Here is a 3,456-nt window from a genome sequence, read left to right as displayed (position 1 = left end):
TGGGAAAACACTACTTCGATAAGGGATATGGTATTACCTTTAGTTATTTTTTGCCTAAAATACCAAAGAATAATTATCCAAAAGAATAGACTATTTTTGTACAAAACTTACGTAACTAAGTTTGAGATTACACCATTATTTTTTTCAATCATAATATCCTAGAGTACATATGTAAAAGTAACCAATCTATCTATAGTTTCATAATATGTAGTGGAAATAAATTAATTACAAAGCAGGTGTAGTAATTATGAATGTAGATGAAAAATTAAATAATAATATATCAGATATATGGAAAAATGAACCAATATTTTCTTTTACTATTGACGTGGACTGGGCTTCAGAGGATGCCATAAAGTATTGTCATAGCATATTGGAACAACATAAAATAAAGCCTATGTATTTCTTAACACATGGAAGTGAGTTTTTATATAGTCTAATAGAAAAAGGTAGTATTGATGCAGGTATTCACCCTAACTTTATTAGTGGTAGTAGCCATGGGAATTCATATACTGAAGTAATTGATTACTGTATGGATCTATTACCTAATACAGATTGTTTCAGATCACATAGATATTATGATGTTAATGACATAACTGAGGCTTTTTACAAACTTGGCCTTCGTTATGATTCTAATCTATGTACACTTTTACAAAAAATTAATCCTTTTATACACAGATCTGGACTAATAAGATTTCCAGTCTATTTTGAAGATGGAGCATATTTATTACATGAGAAAAGCTTAAACTTTAATTCCCTTGAAAAAAAATCATTTGATTCTCCAGGGTTAATGGTAATAAATATTCATCCAATGCACATGGTTTTAAATTCTCCAAATTTTTCATACGCTCAAAAAGTAAAGGATCATTTATCTCGTGAAGAATGGAATTCATTAACTAATAAGGATTTTGAAAAATTGAAATATGGAGGATTAGGTATTAGAGATTTTTTAATTGATTTATTTCAATTTATTAATAAGAATAATTATAAAATTTATACTTTGAAAGAATTATACGAAAATATTAAGATTCATAATTGTTTAGAATAACTAAATTTATAAATATTAATTGAAGGTAATAAAAGAGGTGTATAAAATGATAAGTAAAACTGCAAAAATAGGAAATAATTTTAATATAGGGAAAAACTGTCATATAGGTGAAAATGTTCTTATCCATAACAATGTGACCATATATGATAATACTATAGTAGGTGACAATACAGAAATATTTGATAATGCCGTCCTCGGAAGACCACCTAAATCTGCAGGTAACCTGGTTCATAAATTAAAAAATGATTATTCAAATCTAGTAATAGGAAAAAATTGTTCCATTGGGGTAGGAGCTGTAGTATATATAGGGACTATTATAGGTGATAATGTTTTACTATGTGACTATTGTAGTATACGTGAAGAATGTAAAATAGATGACCATGCTACAATAGGAAGACATGTAGCAGTAAATCATAGCGTTACCATTGGAAAAAGAACAAAAATTATAGACAATGCATGTTTAGGCTCTTACTTAACACTAGAGGATGATGTTTTTATTAGTGCAGGTGTAATTTTTACTAATGATAATGAAATGCGCTTGAGTGGAAAGCAATTAGATACCACATCAGGACCTTGTGTTAAGAAGGGATGTAAAATAGGAGGAAATTCTATTTTTTTGCCAGGAGTTACAGTTGGAGAAAATTCAGTAATTGGAGCTGGATCTGTAGTAACAAAGGATATCCCTAGTGGAACTGTGGCAATGGGAATACCTGCAAGAGTGAAAAAAACTAATGTGTGAAAATAAAAAATACAAATTTTAATCCCATTAAATAAACTTATGCCTATATGAGGATACATCTTATATGGATTATTTTAATAAACTAAAAACTAGACAATTTTGGAGGAATTCAAATGGACAATAATTCCATTTATTATAGAGATAAAGCTGTGGTACTAATATACCATAATATAAGTAATAGAATAAATAATTGTCTTTCAATAAGTCCTAATAAATTTGAATCACATTTAAAAGAACTTAAGAATAAAAAATTCAATATAATAAAATTAAGACAACTTCTAGATGCAATGGCTGGAAAAAGCAAGTTGCCTCCTAATGCCGTAGTAATAACTTTTGATGATGGTATTAAAAGTTTTTATAGTTATGCATATCCAATATTAAAAAAATATAATATGCCTGCAGTTAATTTTATAATAACTAGTACAACAGAAAGTATTAAATCATCTTCTAATAAAATACAGTTTTTGACTCCACCTGAAATAAAAGAAATGTATAAAAGTGGTCTTGTAGACATTCAATCACATACCCATGACAATCATAATCTAGTATATATAGATCCTTATTTAAATAAAAAAGGATCATTAGCTCATAGAATTTATGATGAAATTAAAGGCTACGAAAGTGAGGAAAATTATATAAAAAGAATTAGATATGATTTAAAAAAATCAAGAGAAATTATATATAAATATATTGGAGAATATCCAGATGTATTAAGTTTTCCCTTTGGTCATTTTAATAATAGAGTTATAAATATTTCTGAATCATGTGGATTTAAGTATTTTATAACAATTAATGAAGGGGTTAATCAAGAAAATTCAAACTCTAAGATAGTTTTAAGAATTGGGCATACTTTTTTAAATGCAGATAAACTTATCCAAAAAATAATTAAAGTTACTAAAAATAACAACACCTAGTCATAATTCAGTAGATTTTGTAAAAGGTAATTTTATATTAAGAGGAAGTGAGCATGTGTTTATTCATATAAAATTTTTAACAAAAAATAGTGATTCCAAAACATGTTTTATTCCAAAAGATATATTTAACACGTTAAAATTAAAGGAAGAAATTAAATATGGTCTTCATGTGGGACAATTAAGTAAAAAGGTATATGTAAAACCTAATAAAGATAATGACTCTAAAAGTATGTATTTATCTCAAGATATAGTAAATAAATTATGTCTGTTGTTTGATATAACTTTGAATATATGGAAAAAGGATAATGATATTTACTTGGGACCTGTAGTTGGAATAATCCAAAATAGCAGATATGTAGCCGCCATTAAAGAAGGAGAACCTCATATAAGTGCTCAAATATATGCAAAAGAGAATAGAAAGGCACATTGCCTACTTTACTTTCTAACACCACGAGATATTAGTTATGCACATAATAAGCTTCATGGTTATTATTTTGAATATAAAGATAATAAATGGAAGGAAAAGGACTTTCCAGTGCCAGATGTAATATATGATAGATGTTCAGTAATAGATGTAGTTGAGAACTTATCAAAAAAATATAAAACACTTCAGTTAATAACTCATATTTCGCATAACTAATTTTACCAAATATAAAGTATAAAAATCTATCATAAATTCCATTATTATAGAAGTAAGAGAATAAAGAGAGGATGGAATTTATGCATAATATAGACTTTCGCTTTAAAACTCATAATCA

At 26.9% G+C, this 3,456-nt stretch carries 4 protein-coding genes; all 4 read left to right on the top strand.

All coding sequences use genetic code 11. The features are described from left to right. The first annotated feature begins 247 nt into the window (after nucleotides 1-247). The 4 genes from N4A57_RS12160 to N4A57_RS12145 all read left to right on the top strand — a co-directional run bounded on the left by N4A57_RS12160 (nucleotide 248) and on the right by N4A57_RS12145 (nucleotide 3,338). Nucleotides 248-1,045: a polysaccharide deacetylase WbmS family protein gene (locus tag N4A57_RS12160; RefSeq protein ID WP_293658266.1), complete on the top strand. Its 798-nt coding sequence runs from the start codon at nucleotides 248-250 to the stop codon at nucleotides 1,043-1,045. 46 nt (nucleotides 1,046-1,091) lie between these two features. Beyond that, entirely contained in the window at nucleotides 1,092-1,784 is a 693-nt protein-coding gene (locus N4A57_RS12155; RefSeq protein WP_293658265.1) for an acyltransferase, read from the top strand. A 113-nt stretch (nucleotides 1,785-1,897) separates the two neighbouring features. Further along, nucleotides 1,898-2,698: a polysaccharide deacetylase family protein gene (locus N4A57_RS12150; protein WP_293658264.1), complete on the top strand. Its 801-nt coding sequence runs from the start codon at nucleotides 1,898-1,900 to the stop codon at nucleotides 2,696-2,698. Between the two features lie 55 nt (nucleotides 2,699-2,753). Next, a complete protein-coding gene (locus tag N4A57_RS12145; RefSeq protein ID WP_293658263.1) occupies nucleotides 2,754-3,338 on the top strand; it encodes a hypothetical protein in 585 nt (194 codons plus the stop codon). The last annotated feature ends 118 nt before the right edge of the window (nucleotides 3,339-3,456 follow it).

Source organism: Anaeromicrobium sp. (assembly GCF_025210435.1).
In the GTDB taxonomy this organism is placed as follows: Bacteria; Bacillota; Clostridia; order Peptostreptococcales; family Thermotaleaceae; genus Anaeromicrobium.
The sequence above is the reverse complement of the archived record's forward strand: the minus strand, read 5'-3'. Positions and strand labels throughout refer to the sequence as shown.

What these genes read in the sequence shown, in the direction of transcription:
- N4A57_RS12160 (WP_293658266.1), top strand. Translation starts at nt 248, where the DNA reads ATGAATGTAGATGAAAAATTAAATAATAATATATCAGATATATGGAAA.
- N4A57_RS12155 (WP_293658265.1), top strand. Translation starts at nt 1,092, where the DNA reads ATGATAAGTAAAACTGCAAAAATAGGAAATAATTTTAATATAGGGAAA.
- N4A57_RS12150 (WP_293658264.1), top strand. Translation starts at nt 1,898, where the DNA reads ATGGACAATAATTCCATTTATTATAGAGATAAAGCTGTGGTACTAATA.